The 12,812-nt window shown below is 61.0% G+C and carries 11 protein-coding genes; 7 read left to right on the top strand and 4 right to left on the bottom strand.

Annotation, left to right across the window (positions count from 1 at the left end):
* Positions 1-148 precede the first annotated feature (148 nt).
* From P9250_RS29225 to P9250_RS29200, 6 genes are all read left to right on the top strand, one after another.
* Positions 149-1,105 carry a hypothetical protein gene (locus P9250_RS29225; protein WP_310396545.1) on the top strand — a complete coding sequence of 319 codons (957 nt, stop codon included), beginning with the start codon at positions 149-151 and terminating at the stop codon, positions 1,103-1,105.
* A gap of 1,123 nt (positions 1,106-2,228) precedes the next feature.
* On the top strand, positions 2,229-3,071 hold the full coding sequence (locus P9250_RS29220) for a glycosyltransferase family 2 protein (RefSeq protein ID WP_250465421.1): 843 nt from the start codon (positions 2,229-2,231) through the stop codon (positions 3,069-3,071).
* Complete coding sequence (locus P9250_RS29215) at positions 3,068-4,027, top strand: SDR family oxidoreductase (protein WP_310396543.1); 960 nt, start codon at positions 3,068-3,070, stop codon at positions 4,025-4,027. Before P9250_RS29220 ends, P9250_RS29215 begins: the two co-directional genes overlap by 4 nt.
* Positions 4,028-4,152: 125 nt before the next feature.
* Entirely contained in the window at positions 4,153-5,202 is a 1,050-nt protein-coding gene (locus P9250_RS29210; RefSeq protein WP_310396541.1) for a glycosyltransferase family 4 protein, read from the top strand.
* Positions 5,199-7,106, top strand: coding sequence for a nucleoside-diphosphate sugar epimerase/dehydratase (locus tag P9250_RS29205; RefSeq protein ID WP_250526165.1), 1,908 nt, complete (start codon positions 5,199-5,201; stop codon positions 7,104-7,106). Before P9250_RS29210 ends, P9250_RS29205 begins: the two co-directional genes overlap by 4 nt.
* A gap of 15 nt (positions 7,107-7,121) precedes the next feature.
* A complete protein-coding gene (locus P9250_RS29200) occupies positions 7,122-8,234 on the top strand; it encodes an ADP-heptose--LPS heptosyltransferase (protein ID WP_310396539.1) in 1,113 nt (370 codons plus the stop codon).
* Here the strand turns inward: P9250_RS29200 and P9250_RS29195 are convergent.
* The 3 genes from P9250_RS29195 to P9250_RS29185 all read right to left on the bottom strand — a co-directional run bounded on the left by P9250_RS29195 (position 8,158) and on the right by P9250_RS29185 (position 10,949).
* Complete coding sequence (locus tag P9250_RS29195) at positions 8,158-9,090, bottom strand: LysR family transcriptional regulator (RefSeq protein WP_250465414.1); 933 nt, start codon at positions 9,088-9,090, stop codon at positions 8,158-8,160. The genes P9250_RS29200 and P9250_RS29195 overlap by 77 nt on opposite strands.
* 125 nt (positions 9,091-9,215) lie before the next feature.
* Positions 9,216-9,806 carry a phosphatase PAP2 family protein gene (locus P9250_RS29190; RefSeq protein ID WP_244826057.1) on the bottom strand — a complete coding sequence of 197 codons (591 nt, stop codon included), beginning with the start codon at positions 9,804-9,806 and terminating at the stop codon, positions 9,216-9,218.
* Between the two features lie 69 nt (positions 9,807-9,875).
* Positions 9,876-10,949 (bottom strand): GlxA family transcriptional regulator, encoded by a 1,074-nt coding sequence (locus P9250_RS29185; protein ID WP_250465412.1) that lies wholly within the window; start codon positions 10,947-10,949, stop codon positions 9,876-9,878.
* Positions 10,950-11,246: 297 nt separating this feature from the next.
* Between P9250_RS29185 and galU the strand changes: the two genes are divergently transcribed.
* Entirely contained in the window at positions 11,247-12,197 is a 951-nt protein-coding gene (gene galU, locus P9250_RS29180; RefSeq protein ID WP_244826053.1) for a UTP--glucose-1-phosphate uridylyltransferase GalU, read from the top strand.
* A 67-nt stretch (positions 12,198-12,264) separates the two neighbouring features.
* On the opposite strand, the gene P9250_RS29175 is transcribed toward galU, so the two are convergent.
* Positions 12,265-12,717, bottom strand: coding sequence for a GDP-mannose mannosyl hydrolase (locus tag P9250_RS29175; RefSeq protein ID WP_244826052.1), 453 nt, complete (start codon positions 12,715-12,717; stop codon positions 12,265-12,267).
* Positions 12,718-12,812: the final 95 nt, after the last annotated feature.

Raw genomic sequence — 12,812 nt, 5'->3', positions numbered from 1 at the left:
TATCCGCCCCTCGATTCCGTCTTGGGGTCAGTGCACGCAGAGACGCCAGGGTTGACTTGCGTGCGCTGAAAGAAAGGAAGTGGCATCAAATCATCGCGTCATTGCATGGTCTTCACCGTGTCTAGCAAACGAACAAGGAGGGGAAAAGATGGCTGCAAGAATGTGGGTGGCTAGAACAATGGACGGGCAAGAAATCTCCGCCGAGACGATCGATTCTCTCCAAGAGGCTCCGCCGTTGAGATGTGTGTATTGCAGCGCGCCCGTCAGTTACGTTCCGCAGCACGCACGCGAGAGTCGGGGCAAAGCCTGCACGGTCAAGGCGTATTTCCGCTTATTTCCGAAGGTGGCGCATAACAAGCGCTGCATGTTCAACGTCGAGGAACAACTGAAAGTGATAGCGCGTCGTTCCTTTGGTCTTTTGCAGGCCATCGAACGGGGACAATATCGCTTTCGTCTGCTCGCGATCGCTGATATACGCGACGTGGACCAGCATTCAAAGCGTTCGAAAACATCTTGCAAGGCTGATATGGCAGGAAACGGCAGTGCGTTCTTTTCAAGCGACTCCCGCCGTTTTCTGTCGGCGTACATTAGCGCGGCGAAGCGAGTGATACAACTTCGAAGTTTGTGTGCGAGCGATTCCGGTCTTAGAGACCGTCTGGAATTCGTCTTCAATGGCATGTCGGTGAATTGGGAGGATTTCTACTACGAGGAAGCGCGATTTCTTGCAGCCTATCGTTGGCTCGGTAAGACTGCAACTTCTTTTCCAGTCGCGCTGGTGGGTACGGTAACAAAAATTGAGGCTATCAAGAGACATGGTCGATCGTTGTATGTTTTGCATATGAAGTCGTCTGCAGCGCTTTCATATTCTCGTGACCCGATGGTAGGAGAACTCGCGCACGCGACGGCATGGACCAATCAAGCTGAATGGTTGCATTCGCTCAAGCGAAACGACACTGTGCTTATTTTCGGCCATTGGCGGCATGCGACAGCCAATACAGTTACTACCTTCGTACTAAATGGCGACAGGAAGTTTCGCAAATATCTCGAACGGCAGTTGTCAATCTGGCTACACGTGAAGTCTCAGATATCCCGACTGGGTGCGTAGTGTGCGATTGGGTCGCAGTTCAACATTGCTGCTTACGTGACGTGTGTTGTTGCTTAACGATCGTTCCGCGTTTAGCGGCGCGCATGCCTCGCCATCGACTTGTCCGTATGTCGCTCACTGCAGTCGGGATTATGCTAGTTGGATGCGCGGGCTTATTGGCAAGCTGCCCTTCCCGGCTAATTTGCTTGAACAGATTGCGATCGGTCGTGACGGAAAAAAGGTGATCGGTGGCGTCCGCGCGGACGTATCCTCAGTCGCTCCTCCTTTTCGTTAAGGGCTGCCAGTCATAGCACGTGTGTGTCCAGCAGCACTCAGGCTCCGCAGGCTCTCGCGGAAGCAGCATTTAAAAGTCTTAGGCATTAATTCAACGAGGTTACGCTGCACGCTGTTAGAGAAGAGCAAAGAGAGAGCGCGGGCTGCGGCGTTAAACGCTGATAACAACGGCGCGTGTCCCCTTCGTTGATTGCATGAGGTTTTGTGGTGCACCAGTAATGGAGTCATTGTGCGTACATTTTCATCGTGAAAGGGAAACAATGCGTACCGGTCACAGCACCGAAGCTACTTTGTGATAGAACCCAAGGTATCTTGCTGTCTGGGAAAATGCCAATCCTTACTGCGGAAAAAATGGCCGGGATATGCCGGGTGTATTCCTCGCTGTGATTGACCATAAAGGAACTGAAATAGAGATGACGTTGACGCAGCGAGTACGTCGAGGGACCCGGTACGTCAACAGTTGGGCTTACCGGTTCAGAATCGTCCCTCAACATCGGAGCGCCGAGGCAGACGTCGTTTCTTCAATGCTATGGTGACGCGGTGAAAGTTCGCGTTATGCCAATCAGAGAGAGCAGGCCGTGCGCTTGCCATAGCAGCCACAACCTTCAGGCGCTGCTTATTCCCAAGCATCTGCTCCGCGGAAGAGTTGAGTAACATTTGGAAGAGCGTCGAGTCGAGCACCTTGTGGAAAATACCGAGGTTCGCAGGCTTTCACAGGGGCGGCGCAACCATCCCGCCAGCATAAACCGCGTTTGATTATTTCCTACGCACGACGCATTTCAGGGAAAATGTCGGCTGCGTCGCCCGACGGTAGGGTGGCGCGTTCAGAACTCAGTCGCTAAGGATGCAGTTGAACTCCCTATACGCCAGCGCAAGCTCAGCTCAATTGATAAGCGTATCCCTCGTTGTGTACCGGCCGCATCGGCAGCTTCTTGAACGCACGCTGACTACGCTCGATAACGCGTTGCATTGTGTGTTACCCGCCGAGCTCAGCGTCTCTGCGCCGCTGTATCTGATCAACAACGGAGCGGACGAAGGGTTCAACCTGTCCGAGGTTGCCGGCGAAACGGCGCTTCAAACGCACGTCATCGAAGGCCAGGGCAACGTCGGCTATGGCCGGGGCCATAATCTCGCGATAGAACGCACATCGAGCCGTTACCACCTGATCCTGAATCCTGACATCGAACTGGAAAGCGACGCGCTCGTTCAGGCAATCGCCTTCATGGACGCGCATCCGGAAGCCGGTCTGCTTTCCCCGTTCATACTTGAAGACGACGGCAGCCAGCAATTCCTCTGCCGCCGCTACCCGACCGTCTTCGACCTCTTCATCCGAGGCTTCCTCCCCGAAAGCCTGAGAAAGCCATTTGAAGCGCGGCTGGCGCGATACGAAATGCGCGACCTCATCGGCGATAAAAGCATCCTCTGGGACCCGCCCATCGTCAGCGGCTGCTTCATGCTATTTCGCACCGAGGTTCTCAAAAAACTCGGCGGCTTCGACCCGCGCTATTTCCTCTACTTCGAAGACTACGACCTGAGCCTGCGTACCCACGAAATCGCCCGCGTGGCCTACGTGCCCTCGGTACGCGTGCTGCATCATGGCGGCGACGCGGCGCGCAAGGGCTTCAAACACATCAAGCTCTTCGTCACATCGGCGTGCAGGTTCTTCAACCGCTTCGGCTGGAAATGGCTATGAGCGAGCGCATCGGCGTGACCGGAGCAAACGGGTTCGTCGGGCGGGCCGTGTCGCGCTTGCTGCTAGATGCGGGCAAAGAGCCTGTAGGCATCGTGCGCGAGGCTGCAGCGCTCGAGCCGGGCGTCACGCCCGTGCACATCGGCTCGCTCGATGCAATCACGCCCGTAGCCTTCGAAAAGTGCGCGTCGGTGATTCATCTGGCCGCGCGCGTCCACGTCATGAGCGACGCGGCCACCGACCCGCTCGCCGCCTTTCGCGCAATCAACGTCGATGGCACCCTCAGCGTCGCCGACGCGGCACATCGCGCAGGCGCGCGGCGCTTCGTCTTCGTGAGCAGCATCAAGGCGCTCGCCGAACTGGACGATGGCCGTCCGCTAAAGGAAACCGATACGCCGCATCCACCCGATCCATACGGCGTCTCCAAGCTCGAAGCGGAGATCAGGCTGAAGGAGTTCGGCGCGCGCACCGGCCTGGAAATCGTGATCGCGCGCCCACCGCTGGTCTATGGACCCGATGTGCGCGCCAATTTCTTGAGCCTGATGGACGCGATCGCCAAGGGCATGCCGTTGCCCATCGGCGCGGTGGAAGCACGCAGAAGCCTTTGCTACGTGATGAATCTCGCCGATGCGCTCGTCACCTGCGCCACGCATCCGCGCGCCGCGAATCAGCTATTCCACATCACGGATGGCGAAGATCCCGGTGTCGCAGACCTCGCCCGGCGTCTGGGGCATCATCTGCATAAGCCCGCGCGGCTGGTGTCCGTACCGGTCGGCGCCTTGAAACTGGCAGGCAGACTCACCGGCAAATCGCCTCAAATCGCCCGCCTGACCGGCAGCCTCCAGATCGACTCGACTCACATCCGCGATGTGCTAGGCTGGCGCCCGCCGTACACGCTCGACGAAGGCCTCGCCGCAACGGCGGACTGGTATCGCGCGTATCGTCTGCGGAAAACATAATTCCGAGCTAATTATGTCGAGTTAACGTCCGGTAACAACGGATAAGCCCCGGTAACACGCGCACCGCGTCGAAGAGGGCATGATTTGTCACAGTCGAAAGAACCTCACCTTGCAACTTCCGGGAAATGACCCAGCCGCTGTCACCCTTTGTCGTCAGTTCTCCATGGATTGCCGCTGCTTTAGTCGCAGCGGGGTCGCTCGCAGCATGCGCCGCGATCCTCTCAGCCTTGCTTCGCACGGGCTTGGCCTGGCGCCTCGCCACTGATATTCCGAACGAACGTTCGCTTCATAGCCGTCCGACGCCGCGTGTCGGCGGATGGGGAATCGTTCCGGTTGCCGTCATCGCCATGCTGGTCGCCACGCCCACGCTGTGGCTTGCCGCGCTCTTGACCGCGGTGCTCGCGGCGGTATCGCAGATTGACGATCGTCGCGGCTTGCCCGCCCGCGTGCGCTTCGGCGCGCACGTGGCCGCCGTTGCGCTGCTCATCGCGCTGAATCCCGCGCCGGTGCCTTGGTGGGCGCTGGTTGCCGTCGGCTTCCTCATGGTCTGGCTCGTCAATCTCTACAACTTCATGGACGGCTCCGACGGCCTTGGAGGCGGCATGGCGCTATTCGGTTTCGGCGGTTACGCCGTCGCGGCGCTCTCCGGGCCCGTGCCGCAGATCGATTTAGGCGTCGCGAGCGCGGCGCTCGCCGGCGCCGCAGCAGGCTTCTTGCTATTCAATTTTCATCCGGCTAGGATTTTTCTGGGAGATTCGGGGTCGATTCCCTTAGGATTCTTGGCTGGAGCACTCGGATATTGGGGCTGGCTCAAGGGCACGTGGCCCGTTTGGTTTCCGGCGCTGGTGTTTTCGCCGTTCATCGGCGACGCGTCGGTGACGCTGCTCAAGCGTCTCGCACGCGGAGAAAGGTTTTGGCAGGCACACCGGGAGCATTACTATCAACGCATGGTTCAAGCCGGCGCCGGCCACGCGCGGACGGCGCTTGCGTGGTATTTGCTGATGCTCGCGGGCGTCGTGCTCGCCATCTCGGCGCTCGCGTGGTCTCCCGCGAGCCAGTGGCTGGCGGTCGCAGTATGGGTGGTCGTTGTCGTGGCGGCAGGCTCAGTCGTCGATGTTTGCTGGCGCCGTCATCAAGCGCTTCACTCCGGACAACCTAGAGGTACACGCGGATGATTCGATACAAAGCTCCTTGGCTTTCCGCCGGAGCCTTCGCGTTCGATCTGTGCGCGGTTGCCGCGACATGGCTCGTCGCCTACATGATCCGCTTCAACGGCGCGGTGCCACCCGAGTTTCAGCACGGCGCATTCATGGCGCTCATCTGGGTGCTGCCTGTCTACGGCGTCATGTTCCGCGTCTTCGGTCTCTATCGCGGCATGTGGGTGTTCGCGAGTCTGCCCGATCTGATGCGCATCTCGAAGTCGGTCGCCGTCGGCGCGCTCGTCGTCATGATCGGCGCGGTCATGGCGCAACCAACGCCCGTGATTCCTCGCTCGGTGCTGATCGTCGAGCCGCTGTTGCTATTTCTCGCAATGGGCGGCGCGCGCGCGCTCTATCGTGCGACCAAGGAGTTCTATCTCTATGGCGGGCTCGTCGGGCAGGGCAAGCCTGTGATCGTGCTCGGCGCAGGCACTGCGGGCGCCATGCTGGCGCGTGAACTTGCGCGTTCGAGCGAATGGCGTCTGGTCGGCCTGCTCGATGACGACCGCTCGAAGCAAGGCCGCGAAGTGCTCGGCCACAAGGTGCTGGGCAGTTTCGGCGATTTGCAGCAGGTCGCGGAGCAATACAAGACCGATTACGCCATCATCGCGATTCCCTCGGCATCGGCGGAAGAGCAGCGCCGCGTCGCCACGCTGTGCGTGCGCGCGGGCGTGAAGGTCATGGTGCTGCCCGCGCTTAGTCAATTGACGCAAGGCGAGGGCGGTTTCCTGTCGCGCGTGCGGCAGATCGATCTCGAGGATTTGCTCGGCCGCGAGCCCGTCAAAATCGACATGCCGCACGTCGAACAGTTGCTGCACGGTCGTGTGGTGATGGTGACGGGCGCGGGCGGTTCTATCGGCTCGGAACTCTGCCGGCAGATTCTGCGTTTCTCGCCGGCGCAACTCGTCGCCTACGATCTGAGCGAATACGCGATGTATCGCCTGATCGAGGAGTTGCACGAGAAATTCACGGATTGCTCGGTGATTCCGGTCGTCGGCGACGCCAAGGATTCGCTGCTGCTCGATCAGACCATGGCGCGCTTTGCGCCGCATATCGTGTTTCATGCGGCCGCCTACAAGCACGTGCCGCTGATGGAAGAGCAGAACGCCTGGCAAGCCGTGCGCAATAACGTGCTCGGCACGCTGCGCGTCGCGCGCGCGGCGATTCGCCATGACGTGCGCCACTTCGTTTTGATTTCCACCGACAAGGCCGTCAACCCGACCAACGTGATGGGCGCCAGCAAGCGGCTCGCCGAGATGGCGTGTCAGGCCTTGCAACAGGCCGCGCCGCACACGCAGTTCGAGACGGTGCGCTTCGGCAATGTGCTCGGCAGCGCGGGCAGCGTGATCCCCAAGTTCCAGCAGCAGATTGCGAAGGGCGGCCCGGTCACGGTGACGCATCCGGAAATCACGCGCTTCTTCATGACCATTCCCGAAGCCGCGCAACTCGTGTTGCAGGCGTCGAGCATGGGACGTGGCGGCGAGATTTTCATTCTGGATATGGGTCAGCCCGTGAAGATCGTCGATCTGGCGCGCGATCTGATCCGGCTCTACGGTTACAGCGAAGAACAGATTCGCATCGTGTTCACTGGCTTGCGGCCGGGCGAGAAGCTTTACGAGGAACTACTCGCCGACGACGAAACCACCACGCGCACGCCGCATCCCAAACTGCGGATCGCGCAGGCGCGAGGCGTGCCCGAAAACTTCATCGACGAATTGTTGCCGTGGCTCATGCAGCATCGCGTGCTCGCGGATGACGAAGTACGGCGCGATCTGCGTCGCTGGGTGCCGGAGTATCAGACGGTGACCAACCCCACGCTGCAAAGCGTGCCGGTTGCGAAAGTGGCGAAAGTGGCCAACGAGCGCGGCACGTCGCTCTGACGGAGCCAACAGCGCATGACGACTTTCGACGAAGTCCATGCGCTGACCCATGCGGGTTCGTTGTTATCGAGGCACGGCGAGATCGTCGCGTCCTACGATCTCGAAGCCACCGGTAGCGATGCCTCCGGCTTCACTTCATTACACGACGCGCGGCGCGACATTCTCTGCGCCGTCTCCACTCCCTTCACGGCGAACTATGCAGCCGCGCGCCGCGTTCATCTCATCAACGCGTTCGGTGTGACGCTGGGCGATTCGATCATCGGCCTGTCCGCGCTCTTCGCGATCAAGCGACACTGGCCGCATCTCACGTTTCCGATTTATCGGCCGGCTCATGCGCCAGGCTACGTGAAGCGCTTGTATGAACTGGCCGCGCCGCTCGTCGGGGGCGATGTGATCGATCTGCCGGTGCCGCTCGCAAGCCTGCCCGCCGATGAACCGAAGATCGACCTCGGCAATCATCTCTTCTGGCCGAGCTTCGCCTCGGTGCCGATGATCGATTTCTTCATCCGCGCGTTAGGCGTGGACCCGCTAAGCGTAGCGCCGGAAGACAAGCGCAATCGCTGGCTGCGTGATCTGGCCTTGCCCTTGCCCGCGCTTCACGCAGCCGACGCGGCGTATGTGCTGTTCTGTCCCAACGCGAGCACGCCAGTGCGCAGTGTGCCGCAGGCGGCGCGTGGGCGCATCGTCGCGCGTCTGTGGGACGAATTCGGCTTGCCCGTGTATGGCTTCGGCGCGATCGATCACCCGCACTATCGCGACATCGCGGCGCGTTCCAGGGATACGGCGGAATTCATCGCGTGGATCGGACACGCCTGTTATCTGGCGACGCCCGATACCGCCGCGCTGCATATCGCAGCGGGCTTCGACGTGCCGACGACGGCTTTCTTCACGACCATCGGCGCAGCGTTACGCTCGCGCGACTACGCCAACTGTCATGCAGTGGAGTTCGAACTGAGCGAGCTGCAAGGGATTCACGCGAGTGCCCGAGCGCAGGACCTTCGCGCGCTCGAACGTGTGTATGGCGCCTACGACTGGCGCACCATGCCGATCGTCACGACGGCGAGACCGTTTTGCCGCTCGCCTGAAACGCGGGCAAGCGTCCATAGAGCTCCGCCACCCAGTCGATGAATACGCGCACGCGCCGTGGCTGATGCCGGTTCGCCGCATACAGCACCGACACCACGCGCGCATACGACGGATACTCGTTCAGCACTTCCACGAGCGCGCCGCTTTTCACATAAGGGTCGAGCGTGTAGCTCGAACTCTGGATGAGTCCGAGGCCCGAGACGCCGCACGCAATGTACGAATCGCCGTCGTTCACCGCGATCTTGTGCTTCATCGCGATGGTGCGCGTTTCGTTATCGACGACGAATTCCCAGTTGCGCACGCGCCCCGACTTGTTGAGCACGTAGCCGACCGCGAGATGCTGTTCGAGATCGTCGAGCGTGCGCGGCGTGCCGTACTTCTCGAGATAGCCGGGCGACGCGCACGTGATCTGCGAATACGCGCCGATGCGCTTGGCCACGAGGCCGACGTCGCCGACCGCGCCCACGCGCACCACGCAATCCACGGCTTCCTCGACGAGATCGACCGAGCGGTCCGTCAAAAGCAATTCGACGCCGATATCCGGATAAGCCGCGAAGAATTCCGGCAAGGCGGGAATGATGGTGCTTTTCGCCATGACCTGCGGCAGGCTGACCTTGACGTTGCCCTTGGGACTGAGCTTCGAATGCGAGAGCGACGCTTCCATGTCGTCGATCTCGCCCAGCACGCGCACGCAGCGATCGTAGTAAGCCTCGCCGTCTTCGGTGATGCTGATGCTGCGTGTGGTGCGATTGATGAGGCGTGCGCCGAGATGCGCTTCGAGCGCTTGCAGCGTGCGCGATACGCTCGCGGGCGGCAGGCGCAGCGCATCGGCGGCCTTGGAGAAGCTGCCCGCCTCGACGACGCGCGCAAAGACCTTCATGGCGAGAAAGCGATCCATACTCGTCTGCAATCACGGCCGCGCGCGCAAAGATGCAGGCATGCACGGCGGTCGAACTGTTGATCAAGCGGGGATCATACTTTGGAACCCGCCAGCCGCGCAGCAACCGTGGCCGGCGCGCACGATCACGACAGTCCGAGTCCGCGGCACAGCCACCACGAGTAGTGTTCGATCATCCGCTGGAACGGCGCGTGATGGCCGTAAGCGATCGAAGAGACGGCGAGCAGCCCGAGGCCCGCCACGAGCGCGCGCGGCATCTTGCGCGGCACGGCAAACACATGGCGCAACAACAGGAAGGCGATGAGGCCGCCGAGCAGCCAGCCAGCCACGACTTCAGCAGGCGTGTGCGCGTCCTGCAGAATACGACTTGCGCCGATCAGCGCCGCGAGCACGAGTCCCGCTGCCGCGCCCAGCAGATACCACGCTCTTCCGAGCCCGCCCGCGAGCAAGCCTGCGGCGACCGTATAGATCGATGCCGCGAGCATGGTGTGCCCGCTGATCATACGAAATTCGATGGCCGGCACTTCGAGGCCGCAGCCTGCATAGAGAATCTTCGAAAGGCCGACCAGTCCCATGCCGGCGGTCAGCAGCACGGCCCAGCGAATGGCCAGCCGCATGTCCACCGAGCGCAACCACAGTGCGCAAACGAGTGCGAGCGGCAAAAGAAGCGCCGCGTCGCCGAGATTGGAAAAAATCCAGAGTATTTTCGTTTCCATGCCTTTTTCGTTGCCCCGTCCTGGCGCGCATCGGTCCATGCGCTGTTTAAGCTTATGTCGCCATAAAGTCTATGTCGTGTCGGCCGCTTGCTTGCGCCGTCCCGCCATGCGGTATTCCGTCGGCGAGATCGACAGCCGCTTGCGAAAGATCTTCGCGAGGCCGTCGCCACTGCCCGCGCCGCATCGGCGCGCAATCTTGTCCACCGGTAAGTCCGTTCCCGCAAGAAGCATGCAACTCGCGTCCAGTCGCGCGCGCAAGAGATATTCAGAAGGCGTGAGCCCGATTTGCGCCTTGAAGCGGCGCAGGAAGTTGCGTTCGCTCATGGCCGCGACGCGCGCCGCATCGGTGATCGAAATCGGCTTCACGTAGTTCTCGCGCATCCAGCGCGCGGCTGCGTCGATCTTCTGGCGCACGCCGCCGCTGTCGGTGTCTTCCAGCACGGTTGCAAGCTTGTGCCACGCGCCCGGCAGCGTGCGCTCCGACACTTCGCGCGCTACCGCCGCGCCGTGATCGCGCTTGATGATGGACAACGCCGCCGCGATCGGGCCTTTAGGATCGTCCAGCGTAAGCGTTTGTTCCGCGATGAAAAGTGCGTTCGACAACGCAGGCGACAAGGCCGAGGACAACGCGTCCTGCGCGGGTTCATCGCCGAAATCGAGCGAACGGTTCTGCAGCGTGAGATTCGCCGCCGCCAGAATGTGCGCGCCTTCGCCGATAGCCTTGATGAACGGGATCTTCGGTGCGATACGCCCAAGGCGTTTGCGCAACATGACGTCGTGCCGCGCGTGCCGCGCGCCTTCGCCGCCCGCGATGAAAAGGGCATCGCACTCGTTCATCCAGCGGTTTTCGAGGCTTTCGCTCCAGATGCGCATGGAACAGCTGCTCGCCACGCTCCCGCCTTCACTGGACACGAACATCAGCGAATAGTTCGGCGCCGCAGCGTTCGAGCCCGCATGAGCAGGCAGGCGAACCTGGTTGGCAAGCGAAAAGACTTCGGAAATAGAACTGACTTCGACGAGCGAGAAGTCCTCGAAGATCAGAATGCCGATTCGCTTCGCCATGCTGGCCACATCGGCGGGCGGCGCGTCGGTTTCGGGCGAGCGCACGACCTGCAGCCGGGCCATACCGTTGGCATATACCATCGACTTTCTCCTGTTCATCCCCTGTGTCGTAATCTCCCTGGTGGAGCGAAAAGCAGAGGGAAAACCAAGCTATATGCGTGGCACTATACGCGGCAGGCAGCAAACGCCGTCGCCATCGTCGGATAATGGCGAACTGTTGGCAGATGATTTCGATATTCGGACGATAAGCTGGCATCACTCATGTCGTCTGATGAAATCGGGCGATTGATTCCACTACATATCCCACAACAAGAGGCGGCCGCGAACGCTCCAAGACGCGTCGCAACGCCTCGTGCAACCGACAACCGAGGTGAGCCGATGCTCAAGGTACGCAAGGCGGTATTCCCAGTAGCCGGTCTCGGCACGCGCTTCCTGCCCGCGACGAAGGCGAGTCCGAAGGAAATGCTGCCCGTCGTGGACAAGCCGCTGATTCAGTACGCGGTCGAAGAAGCGATGGCCGCTGGCATCACGGAGATGATCTTCGTGACCGGGCGCAGCAAGCGCGCAATCGAAGACCACTTCGACAAGTCCTATGAAGTCGAAGCCGAACTCGAAGCGCGCGGCAAGGACAAGCTGCTCGAACTCGTGCGCGGCATCTTGCCGAGCCATGTCACCTGCATGTACGTGCGTCAGGCCGAAGCGCTCGGTCTCGGTCACGCCGTGTTGTGCGCGGAAAAGCTCGTCGGCGGCGAACCGTTCGCGGTCGTGCTCGCGGACGACCTGCTCGACGGCAAGCCGCCCGTGCTCTCGCAAATGGTCGATGTGTTCGACCACTATCATTCGTCGGTGATCGGCGTCGAGGAGATCGACCGCAAGGATTCGCGCTCGTATGGCGTGATCGAGGGCAAGCCCTGGGACGACGGTCTCTTCAAGCTCTCGCGCGTGGTCGAAAAGCCGGAACCGGCGCTCGCGCCTTCGAACTTCGGCGTGGTCGGCCGCTATGTGCTGATGCCGCGCGTGTTCGACTTCCTGCGTCAGCAGAAGCCGGGCGCAGGCGGCGAGATTCAACTGACGGACGCCATTGCCGCGTTGCTCGAGCAGGAACAGGTGCTCGCGTATCGCTATCATGGCAAGCGTTTCGACTGCGGCAGCAAGCTCGGCTATCTGAAGGCGACGGTCGAATTCGCCCTGCGTCATCCGGAAGTGCGCGATGAGTTCGCCGCCTACCTGAACGCGCATTTCGGCAAGCTGGAAGCGGCGCAAGCAGAAGAAGTCCGCACCGATGTGGATGTCGACGACACGAGCGAAGATTCCACGGTCATCGCCTGAAGCATCATCTGTTTCGGTTCGATGAGAACGGCGCGCAGCGATGCGCGCCGTTTTTTTGCTGCACGGCTTAGCGGAAGTAAGCCTTCGTGTTCTCGTGCACGTCTTCGCGTGCGAGCAGTTCATCGGGCAGCAGCCATCGATAATCGCTGTGCTGATCGAAGCGGCCGATGGGCACCGTGCCGCTCAGGTTCATCGCGTAGGCAAGCACGATGTAGTGCGTGCCGAAGCCGGGCTCGCCGGCGAAGTTATCGTCGTAGCGATGCTCGAACACGCCATAAAAGCGCGACGACGAACGCTCGACGCTCGCCACGCCCAGTTCGTTACTGACGACGCGCTTGAACGCGGCATCGAGCGATTCGTCCTTGTCCACGCGCCCGCCCGGCACGAACCACGTGCCCTGTGCGGGTCGATTGCGGCGATGACCGACCAGAACCCGGCGGTTGCCGTCGGTCACGATCAGGTCGATCGAAATGAGCGGCGTGAGCCGGACCACCGTCATGAAATCGTCCACGTTCAGCATTGCTGCTCCATTGGTCTTTGCTTTTAATCGTTATGGATGCTGCTCGCGCGATATGCACGGCGCGCGTTCAGTGTAGCGCGCGAATTCTCGCGACA

The organism is Caballeronia sp. LP006 (assembly GCF_031450995.1).
Classification (GTDB): Bacteria; Pseudomonadota; Gammaproteobacteria; order Burkholderiales; family Burkholderiaceae; genus Caballeronia.
The sequence above is the reverse complement of the archived record's forward strand: the minus strand, read 5'-3'. Positions and strand labels throughout refer to the sequence as shown.

What these genes read in the sequence shown, in the direction of transcription:
- P9250_RS29210 (WP_310396541.1), top strand. Translation starts at nt 4,153, where the DNA reads ATGACCCAGCCGCTGTCACCCTTTGTCGTCAGTTCTCCATGGATTGCC.
- galU (WP_244826053.1), top strand. Translation starts at nt 11,247, where the DNA reads ATGCTCAAGGTACGCAAGGCGGTATTCCCAGTAGCCGGTCTCGGCACG.
- P9250_RS29185 (WP_250465412.1), bottom strand. Translation starts at nt 10,949, where the DNA reads ATGGTATATGCCAACGGTATGGCCCGGCTGCAGGTCGTGCGCTCGCCC.
- P9250_RS29190 (WP_244826057.1), bottom strand. Translation starts at nt 9,806, where the DNA reads ATGGAAACGAAAATACTCTGGATTTTTTCCAATCTCGGCGACGCGGCG.
- P9250_RS29195 (WP_250465414.1), bottom strand. Translation starts at nt 9,090, where the DNA reads ATGGATCGCTTTCTCGCCATGAAGGTCTTTGCGCGCGTCGTCGAGGCG.
- P9250_RS29200 (WP_310396539.1), top strand. Translation starts at nt 7,122, where the DNA reads ATGACGACTTTCGACGAAGTCCATGCGCTGACCCATGCGGGTTCGTTG.
- P9250_RS29175 (WP_244826052.1), bottom strand. Translation starts at nt 12,717, where the DNA reads ATGCTGAACGTGGACGATTTCATGACGGTGGTCCGGCTCACGCCGCTC.
- P9250_RS29205 (WP_250526165.1), top strand. Translation starts at nt 5,199, where the DNA reads ATGATTCGATACAAAGCTCCTTGGCTTTCCGCCGGAGCCTTCGCGTTC.
- P9250_RS29215 (WP_310396543.1), top strand. Translation starts at nt 3,068, where the DNA reads ATGAGCGAGCGCATCGGCGTGACCGGAGCAAACGGGTTCGTCGGGCGG.
- P9250_RS29225 (WP_310396545.1), top strand. Translation starts at nt 149, where the DNA reads ATGGCTGCAAGAATGTGGGTGGCTAGAACAATGGACGGGCAAGAAATC.